General features: G+C 46.3%; 18 protein-coding genes and 1 pseudogene. 9 read left to right on the forward strand and 10 right to left on the reverse strand.

Annotation, left to right across the window (positions count from 1 at the left end):
* The first annotated feature begins 4 nt into the window (after positions 1–4).
* The 4 genes from P8S55_RS10700 (at position 5) to P8S55_RS11180 (ending at position 4,627) form a co-directional block, all read left to right on the forward strand.
* On the forward strand, positions 5–1,876 hold the full coding sequence (locus tag P8S55_RS10700; RefSeq protein ID WP_289224198.1) for a hypothetical protein: 1,872 nt from the start codon (positions 5–7) through the stop codon (positions 1,874–1,876).
* A complete protein-coding gene (locus P8S55_RS10705) occupies positions 1,866–3,056 on the forward strand; it encodes a DUF6175 family protein (protein WP_289224199.1) in 1,191 nt (396 codons plus the stop codon). Before P8S55_RS10700 ends, P8S55_RS10705 begins: the two co-directional genes overlap by 11 nt.
* A gap of 29 nt (positions 3,057–3,085) precedes the next feature.
* Entirely contained in the window at positions 3,086–4,201 is a 1,116-nt protein-coding gene (locus P8S55_RS10710) for a hypothetical protein (RefSeq protein ID WP_289224200.1), read from the forward strand.
* A gap of 330 nt (positions 4,202–4,531) precedes the next feature.
* A complete protein-coding gene (locus P8S55_RS11180; protein ID WP_353957035.1) occupies positions 4,532–4,627 on the forward strand; it encodes a DNA-J related domain-containing protein in 96 nt (31 codons plus the stop codon).
* A gap of 1 nt (position 4,628) precedes the next feature.
* On the opposite strand, the gene P8S55_RS10715 is transcribed toward P8S55_RS11180, so the two are convergent.
* The 6 genes from P8S55_RS10715 to leuS all read right to left on the reverse strand — a co-directional run bounded on the left by P8S55_RS10715 (position 4,629) and on the right by leuS (position 10,777).
* Positions 4,629–5,882, reverse strand: a complete 1,254-nt coding sequence (locus P8S55_RS10715) for a glutamate-5-semialdehyde dehydrogenase (protein ID WP_289224201.1) — start codon at positions 5,880–5,882, stop codon at positions 4,629–4,631.
* 189 nt (positions 5,883–6,071) lie between these two features.
* The gene (locus P8S55_RS10720; RefSeq protein WP_289224202.1) at positions 6,072–6,380 is read right to left on the reverse strand and encodes a type II toxin-antitoxin system PemK/MazF family toxin; all 309 of its coding nucleotides are present in this window, start codon (positions 6,378–6,380) and stop codon (positions 6,072–6,074) included.
* Positions 6,374–6,613, reverse strand: a complete 240-nt coding sequence (locus P8S55_RS10725; protein ID WP_289224203.1) for an AbrB/MazE/SpoVT family DNA-binding domain-containing protein — start codon at positions 6,611–6,613, stop codon at positions 6,374–6,376. Before P8S55_RS10725 ends, P8S55_RS10720 begins: the two co-directional genes overlap by 7 nt.
* Before the next feature lie 80 nt (positions 6,614–6,693).
* Positions 6,694–7,701 (reverse strand): DNA polymerase III subunit delta, encoded by a 1,008-nt coding sequence (gene holA, locus P8S55_RS10730; protein WP_289224204.1) that lies wholly within the window; start codon positions 7,699–7,701, stop codon positions 6,694–6,696.
* Entirely contained in the window at positions 7,698–8,231 is a 534-nt protein-coding gene (locus tag P8S55_RS10735; protein ID WP_289224205.1) for an LPS-assembly lipoprotein LptE, read from the reverse strand. Before P8S55_RS10735 ends, holA begins: the two co-directional genes overlap by 4 nt.
* 2 nt (positions 8,232–8,233) lie before the next feature.
* Positions 8,234–10,777 carry a leucine--tRNA ligase gene (gene leuS, locus P8S55_RS10740; RefSeq protein ID WP_289224206.1) on the reverse strand — a complete coding sequence of 848 codons (2,544 nt, stop codon included), beginning with the start codon at positions 10,775–10,777 and terminating at the stop codon, positions 8,234–8,236.
* Positions 10,778–10,866: 89 nt separating this feature from the next.
* On the opposite strand from leuS, the gene P8S55_RS10745 reads away from it, so the two are divergent.
* The 5 genes and pseudogenes from P8S55_RS10745 to P8S55_RS10765 all read left to right on the forward strand — a co-directional run bounded on the left by P8S55_RS10745 (position 10,867) and on the right by P8S55_RS10765 (position 14,972).
* Positions 10,867–11,235: a zinc ribbon-containing protein gene (locus P8S55_RS10745; protein WP_289224207.1), complete on the forward strand. Its 369-nt coding sequence runs from the start codon at positions 10,867–10,869 to the stop codon at positions 11,233–11,235.
* Between the two features lie 279 nt (positions 11,236–11,514).
* Positions 11,515–11,727, forward strand: a pseudogene (locus P8S55_RS10750) (SDR family oxidoreductase); the annotation flags it as partial.
* 20 nt (positions 11,728–11,747) lie between these two features.
* Positions 11,748–12,788 carry a type IV pilus twitching motility protein PilT gene (locus tag P8S55_RS10755; RefSeq protein WP_289224209.1) on the forward strand — a complete coding sequence of 347 codons (1,041 nt, stop codon included), beginning with the start codon at positions 11,748–11,750 and terminating at the stop codon, positions 12,786–12,788.
* Between the two features lie 3 nt (positions 12,789–12,791).
* Entirely contained in the window at positions 12,792–13,931 is a 1,140-nt protein-coding gene (locus tag P8S55_RS10760; RefSeq protein WP_289224210.1) for a PilT/PilU family type 4a pilus ATPase, read from the forward strand.
* A gap of 324 nt (positions 13,932–14,255) precedes the next feature.
* The gene (locus P8S55_RS10765) at positions 14,256–14,972 is read left to right on the forward strand and encodes a prepilin-type N-terminal cleavage/methylation domain-containing protein (RefSeq protein ID WP_289224211.1); all 717 of its coding nucleotides are present in this window, start codon (positions 14,256–14,258) and stop codon (positions 14,970–14,972) included.
* A gap of 121 nt (positions 14,973–15,093) precedes the next feature.
* Here the strand turns inward: P8S55_RS10765 and P8S55_RS10770 are convergent, their stop codons facing one another.
* The 4 genes from P8S55_RS10770 to P8S55_RS10785 are packed head-to-tail and all read right to left on the reverse strand — an operon-like array spanning position 15,094 to position 18,997.
* Entirely contained in the window at positions 15,094–15,552 is a 459-nt protein-coding gene (locus tag P8S55_RS10770) for a hypothetical protein (RefSeq protein WP_289224212.1), read from the reverse strand.
* 2 nt (positions 15,553–15,554) lie between these two features.
* Positions 15,555–16,211 (reverse strand): hypothetical protein, encoded by a 657-nt coding sequence (locus P8S55_RS10775; RefSeq protein ID WP_289224213.1) that lies wholly within the window; start codon positions 16,209–16,211, stop codon positions 15,555–15,557.
* The gene (locus P8S55_RS10780; protein ID WP_289224214.1) at positions 16,212–17,783 is read right to left on the reverse strand and encodes a hypothetical protein; all 1,572 of its coding nucleotides are present in this window, start codon (positions 17,781–17,783) and stop codon (positions 16,212–16,214) included.
* A gap of 8 nt (positions 17,784–17,791) precedes the next feature.
* Complete coding sequence (locus P8S55_RS10785; protein WP_289224215.1) at positions 17,792–18,997, reverse strand: type II secretion system F family protein; 1,206 nt, start codon at positions 18,995–18,997, stop codon at positions 17,792–17,794.
* Positions 18,998–19,001: the final 4 nt, after the last annotated feature.

Genomic DNA, 19,001 nt, shown 5'->3' on the forward strand with positions numbered 1-19,001 from the left:
TTATATGAATCATACTCAACACCCTTACTCAACAAAGCAGCCTCGCATTCAAGGGATATTTTGCCTTAGTTTCATCATGACCTTGGTGGCCCTGGTAGCCTTGCAGCCCTTGCCCCTTGCTGCAAGCAGTCAGCCGATGGCATCAGAACGTCAAGTTGTGCTAAGTTTAGCACAACTAGGTATGGCGGTTACCCCAGCGCAATTTGTGGTGCAGTTTTGTCCACATAATTTTAACTGTGTACCCTTTGCCAATTGGCGTTTACCGATTAGTCAACATCAGGCAGATCAACTGCTTGGCTCTCAGCTTGAGCACATTTTACATAATCGCTACGACCAGATCTTAATTAATCAACACGCCGCGACAGTGATAACCGCCCATCAGCGGCTTGAAAACCTTGAGCTGGGTCAAACCGTTCCCGCTTTAAGTATAACGCGCGGCCACTACACGGCATTTAAAACCCAATTGCTTGATTACCTGAATCAGCATCTTGCGCCCAATATGGCCAACTTATTAGCCGATGCCGCTCAAGCACGCTACAGTGAAATGAACCGCCAAGAACGTGATCGCTTTATTAGCGACCAAGCGCGTTTAATCGCCATGCCCGCTGAGGTATTGGAACGCCTTGTTTCTACAGGCTACGCGTTTGGCTTTTATTTACCTCCGATTAACGGCTTGGTAACGATTAATCAAATTCGCCAGCAAACGGATAATGGCCGCGTTTTTTACCTCTACCAAACCGCCTTGAACGCGCCTATTTCAGGCCAACTGGTGGTGTATCAGTTTAATGGCCAAGACTTTGTATTAAAACATGAGTTAAGCGCACACGCCAATGGCTTTTTTGATAGCCTAGCACAAACGCTATCCGGCAGCGCGACGATAGAACGGGCTTTTATTCCAAGGCCGGGCGATACACAAGTTTTATTTGATCGCGTATTAGAGCGCGGTTTTAATGACGCCTTACTCGCGTTAAACCAACAACTTAGCCAACTCGATGAATTTAAGCTTAGCGCACCGATTTTACCTGCGCGCCAAGGCCTGATTACTGCTAACCTCGGCAATCAACAGGCGGTGGGGGTCAAACAGCCGTTTCGCTTTATGCGAACGATTGATGGCATAGATCAACAAGTCGGCTGGGGCTTTGTTAAACAACCCGCCGATAATTGTTTAGCCCTACCCTTTGAACAGCGCACCCTTGCCGACTTGCAATTAATCCAAGGCGCGGTCGATGACTATGATCAAGCCCAAGAAATGGCCTGGTCGGGTGTCTATGGTCACTTGGCTTATCGTGTGATTGATGCACCGCTTCGTATTAACCGTCAATCGGTTGACAGTGGGTTTGAGCAAGGCTTAAACCTTGGGTTTAATGCCAGTTTGGGCCATCTGCTTAATGATCCCGCTTACTATTACACCTGGACGAACCTTGAGTTCACCCTTGGGGTTAATCACCGTGATGATGCACAACAAACCGATAACGGTCTGTTTGCTGCTCTAAACGTCGGTCTATCACGAGAAATCCCACTTTATCAAGGCCTGTATACTGCTTTTGGTGGCGATATAGGTCTGCATACCCAACAATTTAACTATCAAAACCAGGCACTTAGTCTATCATCCCTTAGCCTTACTCCGCGCATGGGGTTAGGCATGTATTTAGGCCCAACACGCAAGCTGTTTATCGATATCAATTATCACCAACCTCTATTGCTTGAAACCAAATGGGATGGCGGTGAGATAGAGGTTAAACAGCGCGGTGGACTAGGGGTTCGCTTCGGCCTAGCGTTCAAATTAAATTTTAGTGGACCTTATGCGGGTATAAAAACCCCACCTTCCCAGCGTTGCACTCACCTTAACCAAACTCGGAGTCTTCATGCAGACTAAATGGATTTTAATCAGCCTTGTTGTTGGATTTTTAAGCGCCTGCGCGACTAAGCCCCCATTAACGCCCTCTTTGCCTGATGCGCCCCCGACCTCCTTTCAAGCGAGTTTTATTGAAGCCTATTCGGTTAATGCCATCATTGTGCGCGCCACAGGGCTTGGCATTGATAATCAAGATGCCCTTAATAATGCACGTAAAACAGCGATTTGGTTTGCGTTATTTGCCGACCAACCCGCCCTGCTTAATGAGCAACAACAGCAAAAATTTAAGGCACATCAAGGTTATTTTTATGCTCATGCCGCGCGTTATGTTTTGCATGAGGGTGCGCTTTTAGATCGACGGATTGAACAAGGGCAAACCCAGATTAGCCGTGATTTTCGCCTTAATCTCAGCGCACTGCGCGCGGACTTAATTGAAAAAAACATCATACCGCCGCTAAAAACCCGTCAACTTAGTGACCCCAGTGTATCAATTATCAGCGACAGCCCCCATGCTGATGCCGTATTTGCTGATTATTTACAAACACGCGGTTGGCGGGTCGCGGTACTAGACCAGCAAAGCCGCATCAATGACCTGATCACCCAAGCCGCTCAATTATCCGGCAACCTGGACCCGCATTATTTACTCGCACTGCAAGCCGGCAATGATATTTATGTTGAACTCGATTGGGCAGTCAGCGAACGTCAACTTGCTAATCAACGGCTCGCACAGGCCAGCGTCAGCGCTAAGGCCTACTTTACCTCGACGGGCCAACAAATCGCGAGCGCAACCGGATTTTCAACTGAGCGACATATTGCCGGTTCACAAGCGATTATCACGGAAGCCGCCCAGCAGGCTGCGCATCGTTTAACAGGGCAACTTAACCAGGCCTGGTCGCAACAACGTAATCTGGGGCGTGAGTTTAAATTGGTGTTTAGCGTAGAAGCAGAAATGGGGGATTTGAGCGAAACGGTCCATCAACTGCTGCAATCAAGCTGCCAATCAGTAAAACGACAAGCCGCTGGAACACGCAGCTTTGATTATTTGGTTGTTTGTGAACTAGAAGATTCCGTAGAATTAATGCGATTATTAGTGCGTAATTATACGGGCATTGGTAACCTTACAAGAGTGTATGATTCCGGTCAGCTTTTAATGATAAATGTTGGCTATAATACGCATTCAAATGAAATTTTCATTGAATAGCATAATTTAAAACGCTAAAGGCGGAAAAGATGGGAAAGATAGCTTGGTCAAAACAGATTAAATGGCTCATCGCATTGAGTTTTTGGGCGCTAACTAGCCAACAAGGCTTGGCTCAAACGATTTTAAGCGCCCAAGGCTGGGGCGAAACACCCCAGATTGCCCAACAAAACGCATTACAAGAACTGGCCCAACTGGTGTATTCAGCCGTTCAATCGGATATCACCCTTCAACAAGAACTCAACCGCCATCAACACAGCCAATCGGTTAACAGCATGATCAGGATTCAATCAGGTGGTTTTTTCCAAGGTGTTCAGTATTCAGACCCCTATCACGAGTTTGGCCAAATTACCGTTCATGCACACCTTAACGCACAGGCTATTAAACAAACCATCAGCCAGATTAAACAAGCCTTGGCTGTAGAATTCAACACACTTAATCGCACTCAACTCGAACAGGCGCTTGAACAAGCCGTGTTCCTTAACAGTTTTCTAAACATTATTCCACCCGGCCTGGTCGATTCGCAGGCTGAAAAAAACCATGCCCAAGCCCTGCGCCAACAGATCTATAAATATCTAAATTATGCGCAGTTACGTCTATTTATTCAACCCAGCCATGCGCAGGTTGAATTAGGCAAGCAAACCTTTGATCATCAAGCCAGTCAACTCATTGCGCCAGGAACCCTTCCCTACAAGATTTATGCACAAGGCTATCATAGCCGTGAAGGCCGCCTACAGCTCTCTCCCGGCGAAAATCGTCAACTAACCATTGCGCTCATCCCAGCGTTTTCAGGTCAAATTAATATCGAAGTAAGGGGCCATAATAGACATGCCGTATTTGAACAGGCACGCTTACAGCTAGCACGCTACGGCCTAACACACCAAACCCTAACCGAACAAAACATTACACTCAGGCTAAAATTAGAACCTACCTTTCTGACAGAAATTAATAGTGTTCGTTTTTATAACCTACGATTAGTCGCCGAAGTGACAAAGGATTCTAAATCTGTTTTGGTGAGAATAGCTAATGTGAAGCAGGTCACAGATAGCACGATGGAAGCAAGAACACGGGCTATGATCAATTCATTAATCGATGCGGTTTTAGTTCATGAAGGATTTAAGATGCTATATCTAACCAATAGCCTGTAGGATGTGTAAGACGGAGCGACGGGCCCTGAACCCGAGGGTTCAAGGTGGCGACCTCCTCAAAAAACTTAGGCTTCTCGGGCAGAATGCGAACATAATGCGAGAGGCTCACCATCTTAAGAGTCTGGCCCCAAAGTTCTACTTATCGGCTCGAGGGTCTCATCACCCCGCCTTACGATTATATTATATCAAAACCTGGGCCCCGGACATAGCACTATCGTAAAAACTCCCAACAAACAGAGAACTAGACCAGAAAGCCAAATGAAACTCACAACCATCCCAAAACAGCTTGAAGCTGATTTTTTTAACGTTAATTCAAGCCAGCCCTGAGGGCTGGAGCCTTTAAAGCTATTTCAGGCGCACTTTCTTTTGTTTCACTTGCTCTATCGGTTGGCGGATAAATGGCGACAAGCAGGCCGGACTGAATAATTTACTGGCGAATATGCCCATCGCCCAGCACAATATATTTTTGCGATGTCAGGCCTTCCAAACCCACCGGGCCGCGAGCATGGAATTTATCGGTACTGATACCGATTTCCGCCCCTAAGCCATACTCAAAGCCATCGGCAAAACGGGTTGACGCATTCACCATCACCGAACTCGAATCCACCTGCGCCATAAACTGACGTGCCTTGGTATAGTTTTCGGTAATAATGGATTCGGTATGCGCCGAACTGTATTGCGCAATATGTTCAATCGCCATTTGCATGTCGGTGACCACACGAATCGACAAAATCGGCGCTAAATATTCGGTTGCCCAATCCGCATCGGTTGCGGGCTTCGCGTCAATCAGCGCGCAGGTTTTGGCACAACCGCGTAACTCAACGCCTTTTTCTTGATAAAGCTGTGCCAGCTCCGGGAGTAACTCAGCGGCACGCGATTGCGCAATTAAAAGGGTTTCCATGGCATTGCACACGCCATAACGATGGGTTTTCGAATTATAAGCAACCCTTATCGCTTTTTCCTTATCGGCATCATCATCAATATACACATGACAAATGCCATCTAAATGCTTAATCACTGGCACGCGCGCGTGTTCGCTAATACGCGCAATCAGGCTTTTGCCCCCGCGCGGGATAATCACATCCACATACTTGGGCATCGCAATCAGCTCGCCCACCGCTTCACGATCGGTGGTTTCCACCACCTGAACCGAGGCTTTCGGCAGGCCGGCTTGTTCAAGTCCAGCTTGAATACAGTTCGCCAACGCCCGGTTTGAATGAGCCGCTTCGGAACCGCCACGTAAAATCGCCGCATTACCCGATTTTAAACACAGCGCCGCCGCATCAATCGTCACATTCGGGCGTGATTCATAAATAATCCCCACCACACCCAGCGGCACACGCATTTTACCCACCTGAATACCGGACGGGCGGTAACGCAAGTCGGTGATTTCACCAATCGGATCCACCAGGCCGGCTATTTGACGCAAGCCTTCGGCCATTTGTGCCACGCCTTGATCGGTAATAGTTAAACGATCCAGCATGGCATCATCGAGTCCATTGGCTTTGCCCGCTGCCAAATCCTTCGCGTTTTCGGCTTTCAAAAATGCGGCTTGCGCTTCTAATTGCGACGCCATCGCCAATAAGGCATTATTTTTCTGCTCAGTGGTCGCCGTCACCAACACCCGCGACGCCGCTCGCGCTTGCTGACCTAAATTCTGCATATAGTCTTTAATATTCATTGCCTTCTCTTTTTGTTGTGTCCAATACGAATCCTGCCATTTTAGCGCTCGCCAACCCAGAGTGCAAAATATTCAACTTAACAACTTAACAACTTAACAACTTAACAACTTAACAAGTTAACAAGTTATCAAATCAGCCAGCCCCAACCAGGGATCACCGAGTTGCAGAACTTTTGGGTTAAAACGATGCTAGGACAGCATTTGAATGAGCGTATCGTGCCAAATTTCCAGCGGAATGGAACCCATTTGGTTTTTTAAACGTTTTTTATCAACGGTACGGACTTGGTCCAAAAGAATTCGAGCTTGCTTACCGTTAAAAACGACTTCTGGGCGACAACCTAAGGCCTGCCCTTTTGATGTGATTGGAGCAATAATCACCCGAGGCAAAACACTGTTCATATCATTCGGTGCGATGATCAAGCAGGGGCGGGTTTTTCGGATTTCACTGCCAACGGTCGGGTCTAATTCCACCCAATAAACATCGCCTCGGCTTACCATTCCCAATCCTCTTGTTCACTCTCCAAATCAGTTATTGCTGATAAAGGTTCTACATCTTCATTTGGGTTGTAGTTATCAAACCAACCTTTTCTGAGTAGGCTGGAGGGCTTTAAAACGAGAGCGCCATCTTGAACACTCATTTCCAGCTCATTTTCAATATGAAGTTGCTCAATGATGGAAGATGGAATAATAATTCCGCGAGAATTACCTATTTTTCTGAGTGTTGTTTGCATTTTGCCACCTCTTGAATGATAACAGCGTGATAACAATGTTAAAACATATATTATTTCAACCGGACTTATAAAGCAACTATTTAACGCGCGATTTTCATCACCAAATCAGCCAGCCCCAGCCAGGGATCACCGAGTTGCAAACCTTTGATTTGGCGGTCAATTTGATAGGCATCGATTAACAACCGATGCCAAATTTTCAGCGGATGGCGCGATAAGGCTTGGCGGTATTCGGCCTGTTTGGCAGACCAAATCCGCTGTTCTTTCATCGCTAAATTTAGGTTGTTGGCTTGCGCCAACTCAATTAAGGTTCGCAACTCTTTGGTGAGCAACCACAACACAATCGGCGCTTCGGTGCCTTCTTGCTGTAATCGGTGCAGCACATGCAACGCTTGCTTGGCCTCACCCATTAATAACAAACCACTCAGCGCAAAAAGTTGGTAATGGGCTTGATCCACCACCTGCTCGGCAATGTCTTGCGCACTAATCACCTGGCCAGCCGGATAACGCAAGCTCAGCTTCATCAGCTCCTGCTCCGCGGCCAGCATATTGCCTTCAACACGTTCCGCTAGCAACGCCGCCGCCTCAGTATCGAGTTGCAACTGCTGGGCATGGGCTTCTTGCTGACACCAGCGCACTAATTCCGGCTGTGCCAGCGGTTTGGCCTGTACCACCAGGCCTGCTGATTCAATCGCTTGTACCCATTTGGATTTAGTTTGGCGCGAATCTAAACGTTCACAATAAATCACCACTGCCATCTCTAACTCAGTCTTCGATCTTGTCTTGCACCAGGCCTGGATAAACGCGGTGCCTTCTTTGCCAGGATTACCCGTTGGCAGGGCTAATTCAATTAAACGTTTTTCGGCAAACAATGAACCAGTTTGGGTTTCCATGGCTAGGCCTTGCCAATCAAACTGCGCATCAATATCAAAACGATCTCGTTGCTCAAACCCTTGTTGATTTAAAACCTGGCGCAAACTATCCGTTACACGCCGAATATAAAGAGGCTCTTCACCATAGATTAATAAGATCGGAGGCAAATTAAAACGCCCCTGTGCAAGCTGCTTTAGCAACGCAGGAGCCAGAATCATGCCTGACCCCGTGTGTACGCTCGATTTACACGATCAAAAACTTGCCCAGACAGCGTTTTGAGCATCGCTTGAATAATGGTATTCAGCTCACGTTCTGCAGCCACAAGCTGGCTTGGATCTAGTTGGCGATCACGCATTACTTGCGTTTGTGTATCCAAAATAAGCTGTTCATCTTGCATCCAATAGGCCTTAAACGCTTGCGTTAAACGAATAAGCTCAGCGGTAGTTTGCCCAGTTGCGCTTCGTGATGTCCGACTTATATCACGTTTAAACGACCCAAATTCGATCAACAGTTCTGCCGTCGCAGAGGCCTCCAAAACCTGAACGCCTGCTTGCTGAAAACGCTGTGTTATCGCCTGCTGTAACTCAATAGGCATTGAGCTATCAAAACGCAAATAAACGGTTTGATAAGCCGTTTGCGTTAAACCTGTTCCACGTAATTTAAAGCCACAACCTGATAACAGCCCGCCGACAACCAGGCCTGCTAGGCCTGATAATAGGTGGCGTCTTGAAATTCGGCTGGCTGCCATAGTTAGCCTTTCACCACCAAGTTGACCAAGCGACCCGGCACCAGGATTTCTTTTACCAACGCCTTGCCTTCGATAAACTTTCGCACCGAGGTTTCTGCTTTAGCCGCCGCGAGAATCACGCCTTTTTCTGCGTCTTTGGCGATTAAAATTTTGCCGCGTAATTTACCATTCACCTGCACCATTAGCTCAATTTCATCTTGCACTAGCGCCGTTTGATCGACCTTCGGCCAAGCCACATCCAGCACCAGGCCTTTATGCCCGTCGGGGTATGCTTGGCCGAGTTGTTCCCATAATGCCTGGGCAATATGCGGCACCATTGGCGATAGCATTAATACCAACAATTCCAACGCCTCTTGCATCAGCGCGCGCCCCTGCTCGCTGTCGTCTTCAAACTTGGCGAGTGCGTTTAATAACTCCATACAGGCGGCAATCGCGGTATTAAACTGCAAACGACGACCCATATCGTCGGATACTTTTTGTAGGGTTTCATGCAGCTTTAACCGTAACGCTTTTTGGTCTTTGGTTAAGCCGTCATTCGACTGGCAGGCCACCATACCCCGACGGGCATAAAGGCCTGGTGATTGCTCGCTATGCTGTTGCACCAAACGCCACACGCGGTTTAAGAAACGATGCGCGCCTTCAACCCCCGAGTCCGACCATTCCAAACTCTGCTCCGGCGGCGCGGCGAACATAATAAACAAGCGCACGGTATCGGCACCGTATTTTTCAATCAAACCTTGCGGGTCAACGGTATTGCCTTTTGATTTGGACATTTTCGCGCCATTCATTAACACCATGCCCTGAGTAAGCAGGTTTTTAAACGGTTCATCTGAATTCAATAAACCCACATCACGCATCAACTTGTGGAAAAACCGCGCATAAAGCAAATGCAAAATCGCGTGTTCAATGCCACCAATATATTGATCCACCGGCAACCAATAATCCGCACGCTTATCCAGCATCGCTTGATCATTGTCCGCACAGGCATAGCGCGCGTAATACCAAGACGATTCAAAGAAGGTGTCAAAGGTATCGGTTTCGCGCTTGGCGGCCCCACCGCACTTCGGGCAGGTGCAGCTTTGGAAACTGTCGAGTTTTGTTAAGGATGAAGCGGCGCCGTCCGGCACCACATCCTCCGGCAAGCGTACCGGCAAATCTTGCTCAGGCACCGGCACCGGGCCACACTCAGCACAATAAACCATCGGAATCGGGCAACCCCAATAACGCTGGCGTGAAATGCCCCAATCACGTAAACGGAAATTGGTTTGCTTACGCCCTAGGCCGTTTGCGCTCAACACGTCCGCCATTTTTTCCAACGCACCGCTAAAGTCCAGCCCGTCAAATTCAGCAGAATTAAATAACACGCCTTTTTCAGTATAGGCTTGTGCCGACACATCCACCGAATCTTGATCGGCTGGACGAATCACCGGCTTAATCGGCAGACGGTATTTTTTCGCAAATTCAAAATCACGCTGGTCATGCGCCGGCACCGCCATCACCGCGCCGGTGCCATAGCCCATTAACACAAAGTTCGCCGCCCATACTGGCACAACCTCGTTGCTAATCGGATGACGCACCCGCAAACCGGTATCCACGCCTTTTTTCTCCATGGTTTCCATATCCGCTTCGGCAGTGGAGATATGCGCGCATTCCTCAATAAAATGCTCAAGCGGCTCGTTCATTAAGGCGGCGTGCTTGGCTAACGGGTGATCCGCCGCCACCGCGACATAAGACACACCCAGCAGGGTATCGGGGCGCGTGGTATAGACTTTTAGCGTCGCATCAAAACCCTCAATCGACTCAAGCAACGGGAACTCAATTTCTATCCCGGTTGATTTGCCGATCCAATTGCGTTGCATGGTTTTGACCTGCTCTGGCCAACCTTCGAGCTGATCCAAATCGGCTAGCAATTCATCGGCATAATCGGTAATTTTTAAAAACCACTGCGCGATTTCTTTACGCACCACCGGCGCACCCGAACGCCAGCCCTTGCCGTCAATGACCTGCTCATTGGCTAATACGGTTTGATCCACCGGGTCCCAGTTCACCACCGATAACTTGCGATACACCAAGCCTTTTTCATAGAGCTTGGTGAACAACCACTGCTCCCAGCGATAATAATCCGGTGAGCAGGTCGCCACTTCACGCGACCAATCGTAACCTAGACCTAGCTGGGTCAACTGCTTGCGCATATACTCCATATTGTCATAAGTCCAGGCGGCGGGCGCGACCTTGTGTTGCATCGCCGCATTTTCCGCTGGCAAACCAAAGGCATCAAAACCCATGGGCTGTAATACATTTTTGCCTAACATGCGCTGATAACGTGAAATCACATCGCCAATCGTATAGTTACGCACATGCCCCATGTGCAAACGCCCGCTCGGATAAGGAAACATCGACAGACAATAGTATTTCTCTTTGCTTGGGTCCTCAGTGACTTCAAAGGCTTTTTGCTCTTGCCAAACCTGTTGAATAGCAGCTTCAAGTATTTGAGGTTGGTAGCTGTTCTGTTTCGTTCTGTCACTTGATGCGTTAAATGCGGTCATCTTGTACAATTTCCTAAAATTTGTGTATGATTAGATCAAAATTCCAATTAATGCATTATACCAAAGCCCCTCTCGAAAAGGAGATCGCAATGACGCTATCCGACAAACTTCAGAACGCTTACAGTGCGTTGCTAGAGACCTTATCTTTTAAAATAAAAACAGCTGAAGATAAAAGCCTGCAATGGTTAGGCGAGGAAATTGTCAATATTGAACAAAAAGGTCAAGCCCTTGAGGTGCTGACTGAGCACGAACTCGAACAGGTTCAAGAAATTTTAAAGCGAGATATTGAGGTTGCAGCTGAATACTTTAATGAAATCGGTGAAGGTATAGATGCCTTCCTAGAAAACGACTGGCCAACCATTGAAGCCTTGCTAAGTGAAAAAGCACTTTCCGTTGCGGATCCAACCCAAATTGAATATCTAAAACTGCGCTTGCAAGCCGCTCTGAGCAAAGATTAACCCACTCTTAAACCAAGGTTATACCAGCATTCGAATTGATTAAGCTAGCAGCCTAAGCGCTATTTGATAAAAATGTGCAAGACTTACCAGTCTTGTTTACGAGCATTGTTTGGTTCACCTTTAAGATTCCGGTATAATATCGGCATCTTAATGAGTCACACTTAGCCAAAATGGGGGGGGGGAAATATGGGCTTTCTAACCGGCAAACGTGCCTTAATTGTAGGCGTCGCCAATAACAAATCCATCGCCTATGGTATAGCAAAACAAATGCATGAGCAAGGCGCAGAACGCGCGGTGCCAAACTACAATGTGATGGGGATTGCCAAAGCGTCATTGGAAGCGACTGTGCGCTATCTAGCGGCTGATTTAGGCCAAGACGGCATTCGTGTCAACGCGGTATCGGCCGGCCCAATTCGTACCCTTGCCGCCTCAGGCATTACCGGCGAAATCACCTATGTCGATGGTGGTTATAATATCACCGCTTCAACCTAGCACTACTTACAGAAGTTATTATGGACATTACTCAACTGCTTGAATTTACCGTCAAACAGGGCGCATCCGACCTGCATCTTTCAGCAGGTCTGCCACCCATGCTCCGCGCCCATGGTGATATAAGACGGATTGAAACCCCCGACCTACCTGCTGATGCCATCCAAAAAATGATTTACGACGTTATGAATGATGCGCAACGCAAACAGTTTGAAGCCCATCTAGAAGCGGATTTTTCATTTGAACTGCCCAAAATCGCGCGTTTTCGTGTCAACGTATTTCGTCAAAACCGCGGCATTGGCGCGGTATTTAGAACCATCCCCAGCGAAGTATTAACCCTAGAGCAATTAAAAGCGCCAGGTATATTTAAAGATATTGCCAACATGCCACGCGGCATCGTATTGGTCACCGGGCCTACTGGGTCGGGGAAATCCACCACCCTCGCGGCGATGGTCGACTTTATCAACCGCAATCAGTATGCACACATTCTCACTATTGAAGATCCCATAGAATTTGTGCACACATCAAAGCGCTGCTTAATTAACCAGCGCGAAGTTCACCGTGACACCCACAGCTTTAGCAATGCCCTGCGCTCAGCACTACGTGAAGACCCCGATGTGATTTTAGTCGGTGAGTTGCGTGACCTTGAAACCATTCGACTCGCCCTAACCGCAGCCGAAACCGGGCATCTGGTTTTTGGCACCCTGCACACCAGCTCGGCGGCTAAAACCATCGACCGAATTATTGATGTTTTTCCAGCCGAAGAAAAACAAATGGTGCGCTCGATGCTCTCCGAATCCTTACGGGCGGTCATTTCACAAACGCTGCTAAAAAAAGTTGGCGGTGGTCGGGTTGCTGCCCATGAAATCATGCTGGGCATCCCCGCTATTCGCAATCTGATTCGTGAAGATAAGGTGCCACAAATGTATTCGGTCATTCAAACCTCTAATCAACACGGTATGAAAACCCTCGATCAGGATTTACAACGATTAGTCAACGAACAGGTGATTGACATTGAGCAAGCCAAGCGCAAAGCCGTTAACAAAACCCTTTTTAATGAGTAAGTTATGACCAACCCAGTACGCCAGCAAATGGATGCCCTCCTACGTGCTTTTGTAACAAAACAAGGCTCGGACCTATTTATTACCGCCCAAGCACCGGTATCCATTAAAGTCGATGGCCGTTTAGAAAAACTCACCCGTGAAACACTCACCGCCGATGTTTGTCGTCAATTAGTGTTCAGTCTTATGAATGACCAACAACGCGACGAATTTACCCGCAATCAAGAATGTAATTTTGCCTATCAACTACCCGGCTTATCGCGTTTTAGAATTAATGCCTTTATGCAACAAGGACAACCAGGCCTGGTCATACGGGTCATTAATAGCGACATTCCCGCTGTTGAAACATTAGGTTTGCCAAGCATCCTGCATGACCTCATTATGGAACAGCGGGGGTTAATTTTAGTTGTCGGTGGAACCGGGTCGGGCAAATCAACGTCTCTAGCCGGCCTTATTGGTTATCGCAACAAACACTCGCAAGGTCACATTATAACCATTGAAGACCCGATTGAGTTTGTGCATCCCCACCAGGGTTGCCTTATTACTCAACGCGAAGTCGGGGTGGATACCGCCAGCTACGCGGCCGCGCTAAAAAACACCCTGCGCCAGGCACCGGATGTGATTTTAATTGGCGAAATTCGTGAACAAGAAACCATGGAACACGCCATTGCCTTCGCCGAAACCGGCCACCTATGTCTGTCAACCCTGCATGCGAATAACACCAACCAAGCGCTCGATCGCATTATTAACTTTTTTCCTGAAGAACGGCGCACCCAACTGTTAATGGATTTATCACTCAATCTTAAAGCCGTGGTATCGCAACGACTTATTCCCAAACTCGGCGGTGGGCGTGTTGCCGCGATTGAAATTCTCATCAACACGCCACGCATGGCCGACCTGATTTTTAAAGGCCAGGTTGATGAAATGAAAACACTGATAGCCGCATCACGCGAACAAGGCATGCAAACCTTTGACCAATCGCTGTTTGAACTGTTTGAACAACAGCTGATTAGCTACGAAGATGCGTTACGCAATGCGGATTCCGTCAATGATCTGCGGTTAAAAATTAAACTTGATAGCAAACTACCGAAAGCCGAAACAAACGAAAATAAAGCCGACTTAAATTTGCATACTGAGGTGGAATAAAACCATTATCCGGCCGGCTAGTGCTGGGGTGACTTAATTAAAAAAACAGCACAACTTAAACCCAACACCACAGCGGATTTTTAAAGGCATTCAATATCAAAAATTTTTTTGTGCACACCAAAACCACACATAATCAACATACAACTAAAACGCTTCCCAAAACACGCTAAATAGAATTTAGCTGCCATTAAATCAATAACTTGCCGAAGAAAAATAAATTTAATGAATAAAACAGCAATCAAAAAGTTTAAATCTAGACAAAATCAGCGAAAGCATCTATGATAAATAGGAATATTTTATTCGGTCATAACCAAGGAGAAAGCTATGACAACCCAAAACCACCCCAAAAAACAACAGGGCTTCACCCTGGTTGAGATTGCGATAGTACTGGTCATTATTGGCCTGCTGCTAGGCGGAATCTTAAAAGGCCAAGAATTGATTGAAAATGCCAAGGTTAAAAATGGCGTTAATACGTTTAACAGTATTAGCTCTGCTATTTTTGCCTATCAAGATCGATTCAATCGCTTACCTGGTGACGATGGCCCTCTTGCCACGCTTCAGGCGAGAGGCGGCACCTGGGCCAATATTACTGCTGCAGGTAACAACAACGGCGTTATTTTGGTAGCTGCTGGTGCAACCTTTACCGGCGCAGGTGAAAACGCGGCATTATGGCAACACCTAAGAGCCGCAGGCTTCATTTCGGGTAATCCAGCGGATGCAGGAGTTGCAGCACTACCGAGGAATCCATTTAACGGACTGGTCGGTTTTACCAACGCCGTTATTATGACTGGACCTGATGCTGTACCTGCTACTGGAACTACTCCAGCTATTCCTGGACCTGCACTTACCGGCAATAAAATTTGTATGGGTAACGTGCCTGGCAAACATGCACGCGCGATTGATGTCCAGTTGGATGATGGTAATAGTAACACTGGCCGCCTAAGAGCAACGCAAGGTGCTGACAATACTGCGCCTGGTGCTGGTGCTGCTGCTCTTGTTTATTCTGATGACCAGATCTATACTATTTGTTACCAACTGTAATTTGAATTTATTGTTACCATTCGCAGCATTACAGGTTGCCACCTCAAGGGTGGCAACCTGTTTTCTTAGTAGCAAATCATTAGTCGCTAATTAGAAAACTAATTAGAAAATTAGCAAGAGATTAATTTGCTATCTTTTTAATATCTAGATTGGTTGTTGCCTCATTCGGCCATGCGACTAGGCTGTAAGTTACACCTAATCGAGCCCGCCCCCACTGTTCATTAGCTTCTAAGGTTAAGGTTACTCTATCCGCATCAATACGATGCACACGAATCCCCTTTTTGGCTGTTCGCTCTGCATAGGTTTCGCCATTAATAATCGCCAAACGCTGACCGTTACGAGTCACTATCGCATGTACTGTAAAATATTCAACATGCACACCCGTTGCAAGGGTTTCACTGGCTTCAACGGGCGGAGCTGAAGAGTTTAAGGCACCCTGTTGAAAAGCCAGGCGTTGCTGCTCTAACGCTTGCTGTGTTGCTGGCGACATAAAAATACTCGGCCACTGGGCTACTACGGGGCTGTTCATCACAAGCGCACAAAAAAAACCCACCGCGCCGGTAATCTTTAAATGACTCACTATTACCATTCCTCTGCATTAAACAGTCTTGGCACTGCACGAAATACCAAAATTTGGCATTGCAAGCTAATCATTGCTCGTGCTGAGTCAAACTCAACAACGCGGTCTAGAGCACTATCATTGAGAGTCATTTGACACGAGCGTAACCAAAGATATTGATTCATACTATAAAGCTTATCGAGTAAACGCACAAAGTCGCCCTCATGCAGCAAGCCGGCATTAATTGTTATAGTCGTTTGCAAAAACACCTCCTCATCCTGAGGTAAACGCAGCGTTTGTGGGCGGGTTAAAGGCTGCTCATCAGCAAAGCTTAAACTAAACGGTTCAATACCATTGGCCAGCGCATAACGGCTTAACTCATCAATCCACTCGACTTTATGAACAGCTTGCATTAACGCGTTTACTGAAGCATCTTCAATAACATCGGCAAATTGCTGGTAATGCTGAATCTGGTTATTTAGCTGGTCTATCTGCATCTGCAGTGACTGAAGGTTTTGTTGTTGCTGGTCAATCGGCTTGAGTACCCAACGATCAAGGCTATATAAGCTAACTAACAACAACATTAAAACCACGAAAGGCACCAAGAGCCAACGCTCAAACAACGTGCGGTAGTAGCTTTTCTGTTTATCGAGCTGACGTTTCGTTAGACTGCTAGCCACTTAATCAACCCTCAATGACGGCAGCTTGGGTAGGCTTTTTAACACCTGCATCTCAAGCACAAACGATAAACTGGCATTTTCTGGCAGCTGACTGAGATGAAAATTACTCATCTGCTGTTCAGTGAAAGGTTGTTGCACAATGACTACACTGTTCACTTGCTCTAGGTCCAGAAGCGCAGCCACAAATTGATCCAATAACCTTTTCATTGGTATAAACTGACCCTCAAATGGATGAATTAAACCCTGCAAGTTGAGATTAACCAGTGCGCTATCGAAGGTAGCGGTAGGTTGCCAATTTATCGAGTTAACCTTAATATTGGGATTTTGCTGAATAACATGAGACAACCCCTGCAGCTCCAAACCATAAGCTTCAGCGGCATTAATCTGCTTTAACGCATCAGTAAATCTAACAATGGCATCCATATCATTAACCGATTCACGGCCTTGTGCCTGCTCTAATAGCGTATGTTTTTTGTCACTCAAAACCGCTTCTGTTGTCGCTAACAAATCGGCTTTTTGATTGAGAAAATAATGCTGAATACTGGCATGAATACCCAGAATTGCAAAAACAAGCGAAGCGACCAACACCAAGCTAACCAACAAACTACGCCCCACTCTAAATCCATTACTGACTTGAATATAGGGTAAAGAGTAAAAACTTGGCCGCATGGCATGTCGTAATTTGCCAATTAATCGCGGGGCAAGGCCTGGATGAGATGCTTCGCCCTCACCATCACCATAACTAGATAAACTATGCACCTGGATAAATTGTTGAGCCTGTGCTGTTGAGTTGGTAACTAGGTTTTCGGACACAAATTGCTGTTTTAGGGTTTCTACCGCATCTTTACTCAGAGCATCAATAACAATATAACTAATTGGCAAGTCACGTTCTAATAAGCCTTGGTTATAAATAAAACGACTAGCTAGGCGCGCCTCATTGAGCAAAAAATCAACGCGCTGTTGTTCATTAACAACCTCCGTCTCATAAGCAATCAGTCGCGTTAATTGCAACTTACCCTTGACCAAGAAACCTTGACGGTACTGGGTTTGGGACATCTTCGCAAACACCAGCAATGGCAGCTTCAATTGCGCATTGGTAAGCTGTGCGCTAAGTTTTACTTCTTTGAACAAATATTGTTTTAAAAGAAACGTGGCCGAATAACAACCAACCCAGATTAAATGATTTTGTTGAATAACCTTAATTAAATTGGCAAGTCGATCTTGCGGAGTCAGGATAAAAGTAATGAGCGACTCTTGGTTACGATTATCAGCATTCGATTTTTTTATACCCGACCAAAAGAAGTGCTGAGCATAAGCGGCTTTTTGTTTATTTTTTTCAGTCAGCCTTTTTTGCAGGGTTAACTTTTCCCAAGGCAATAATGAAGGAACATATTCCGTGTGGATTTGTTCTTCTGCCGTATCGATAACCAAACTGATATAGGTCGATTGGGGAAGGCTATCAATATAGCTGGTTAAGGCCATTATATCCCAGTGTTTATGACTCTGCAGCTCACCGCGAATATAGCTGGATACTTCACAGTTTTTTTCATTTACATAAATAATTAAGTGCATAACTTGACCTAAAAACTTACTTTTGAAATAGTGTCATACACCGGGCCAAGCACGGCAATCATTACCCAGCCAACAATCACAGCCATTATAATGGTTAATAGCGGCTCAATGGCCGGTTCAAGTTTATCAATCGACTCTTTTGCTTCACGATCGTAAAAATAACTGACGTTTTTAAGTGCCTCATCCATTTTGCCGCTGCGCTCGCCCACCTTAATCATGCGAACCCCCAATGTGGGCAAAACTCCCGCTTGCTCAAATGCTTTATGAATGGGTTCACCCTCTTGTACTAAGCGAACCGCTGTATTAATTGTCGCTTCAATATACGCGTTACCAACAACACTGCCGGCCATTTTCATGGCATCGGTAAAACTCACTCCCGACTTATACATAACCGCCAAGGCGCTCGCTAAACGCGCTATTTTCAACTGATAAATAATCGGACCAACTAGCTTTATTCTAAACAGAAAACGATCGAAGGCCATTCGAAATGCCGCTGAACGCTTAAGCCAAGCCTTTAGCACCACCACGATTATAAAGGGCGCAATGATTAAATGAATAAGGTAGTTTTGGACAAAATTAGAGGTTGCAATAAGGGACTTGGTAGCCCAGCCGATTTCCCCGCCCATTTCATCAATAAAGCTTAATAGCTGGGGTACAACAAACACCATCATTAATATCACTACCGCTATAACGACCGTAGCAACAATGGCGGGATAAATCATAATTTTTTTAGCTTTCGCGATGATTTCATCTTCCCATTTAAGCATTTCGCCCAAATCAGCCAATACTGACTCCAGCTGTCCGGTTTGCTCCCCCACCTTTACCAGTGCAATATACACCTCACCAAATACACTTTTATAAGATTCTAAGGCGGCCCCCAAGCTTTCGCCACCTTCCATAGATTGATAAATGGAACTCAGCATCTCCTTAGTGGCATGAGTTTCAAATGAATCACGTAAGTCTGTTAAAATTTCCATCATGGGCACGCCAGCACGCATTAACTGCTCAAACTGGAAAGTGATTGTGATTATTTCTTTACGAGTTATTTTTTTTGATGTTAAAAACAGTAACCCTGATTTTTTGGGTTTTATAGTTAGAATATCAACTTGTGATGACTTGAGTTTTTGTTCAGCATCAGCAATGTTTTTTCCATCAATGACCCCACGGAGCCTTTCTCCATAACGATTTATTCCAGAATATTGAAATGATGGCATGAAT

The organism is Thiomicrospira sp. R3 (assembly GCF_029581415.1).
Taxonomy (GTDB): Bacteria; Pseudomonadota; Gammaproteobacteria; order Thiomicrospirales; family Thiomicrospiraceae; genus Thiomicrospira.

What these genes read in the sequence shown, in the direction of transcription:
- P8S55_RS10700 (WP_289224198.1), top strand. Translation starts at nt 5, where the DNA reads ATGAATCATACTCAACACCCTTACTCAACAAAGCAGCCTCGCATTCAA.
- P8S55_RS10705 (WP_289224199.1), top strand. Translation starts at nt 1,866, where the DNA reads ATGCAGACTAAATGGATTTTAATCAGCCTTGTTGTTGGATTTTTAAGC.
- P8S55_RS10710 (WP_289224200.1), top strand. Translation starts at nt 3,086, where the DNA reads ATGGGAAAGATAGCTTGGTCAAAACAGATTAAATGGCTCATCGCATTG.
- P8S55_RS10715 (WP_289224201.1), bottom strand. Translation starts at nt 5,882, where the DNA reads ATGAATATTAAAGACTATATGCAGAATTTAGGTCAGCAAGCGCGAGCG.
- P8S55_RS10720 (WP_289224202.1), bottom strand. Translation starts at nt 6,380, where the DNA reads ATGGTAAGCCGAGGCGATGTTTATTGGGTGGAATTAGACCCGACCGTT.
- P8S55_RS10725 (WP_289224203.1), bottom strand. Translation starts at nt 6,613, where the DNA reads ATGCAAACAACACTCAGAAAAATAGGTAATTCTCGCGGAATTATTATT.
- holA (WP_289224204.1), bottom strand. Translation starts at nt 7,701, where the DNA reads ATGATTCTGGCTCCTGCGTTGCTAAAGCAGCTTGCACAGGGGCGTTTT.
- P8S55_RS10735 (WP_289224205.1), bottom strand. Translation starts at nt 8,231, where the DNA reads ATGGCAGCCAGCCGAATTTCAAGACGCCACCTATTATCAGGCCTAGCA.
- leuS (WP_289224206.1), bottom strand. Translation starts at nt 10,777, where the DNA reads ATGACCGCATTTAACGCATCAAGTGACAGAACGAAACAGAACAGCTAC.
- P8S55_RS10745 (WP_289224207.1), top strand. Translation starts at nt 10,867, where the DNA reads ATGACGCTATCCGACAAACTTCAGAACGCTTACAGTGCGTTGCTAGAG.
- P8S55_RS10755 (WP_289224209.1), top strand. Translation starts at nt 11,748, where the DNA reads ATGGACATTACTCAACTGCTTGAATTTACCGTCAAACAGGGCGCATCC.
- P8S55_RS10760 (WP_289224210.1), top strand. Translation starts at nt 12,792, where the DNA reads ATGACCAACCCAGTACGCCAGCAAATGGATGCCCTCCTACGTGCTTTT.
- P8S55_RS10765 (WP_289224211.1), top strand. Translation starts at nt 14,256, where the DNA reads ATGACAACCCAAAACCACCCCAAAAAACAACAGGGCTTCACCCTGGTT.
- P8S55_RS10780 (WP_289224214.1), bottom strand. Translation starts at nt 17,783, where the DNA reads ATGCACTTAATTATTTATGTAAATGAAAAAAACTGTGAAGTATCCAGC.
- P8S55_RS10785 (WP_289224215.1), bottom strand. Translation starts at nt 18,997, where the DNA reads ATGCCATCATTTCAATATTCTGGAATAAATCGTTATGGAGAAAGGCTC.